The 594-nt window shown below is 47.6% G+C and carries 1 protein-coding gene; it reads right to left on the bottom strand.

From position 1 onward, the window contains the following. The coding region (locus tag R7R24_RS28685) for an MlaD family protein (protein ID WP_318120456.1) at positions 1-594 on the bottom strand (594 nt) is incomplete at both ends.

Raw genomic sequence — 594 nt, forward strand, 5'->3', positions numbered from 1 at the left:
GAGAAATGCTCTTCTGGAGTTGGAAGACGCATAGGCACTCTCATTACTGTACCAATGCGTAGGCCTCGGTATTCAACCGGAGCTTTGCGTTTTAGGCCACGAACGGACTCTTCGAATAGCATTACGAATTCGATGTATTCGTCGTACATGCCTTCGCGTACTTGTTTAACATCATCGTACAAACGGAAGTTCGTCATGTCTTTGGTAAGAGCTTCGCCTGACTCCATTCCAGGAATGCTATCAAAGGTGACGCCACCAGTAAGAAGGCTTTCAAGCGAGCCAAATTTCACTTCAAATCCTTCCGCATTCAATTGTAGATCGAGGCCTGAATTGAGCCAGAATTTGGTGCGAGTGCGCACTAAACTGTCGTAAGGCTTAAAGATGAAAAGTTGGTAAAGAGCACGGCGCGTATCTACGTCAAAGCTGGTTTTCTCTACTCGCCCAACCGTAAAGCCTTTATAAATAACCGGGTCACCCACACCAAGCTTACCTGCTTCACGGTGAGTCAAGACAATGCGCAGCCCTTCTGCGTCAGGCGAAGCGACAGGTGGCACATCCAGAACTGCGAAATGATCTTTTTCGACTTCAGAACTG

The sequence above is a fragment of the Vibrio sp. 704 genome (genome assembly GCF_033339295.1).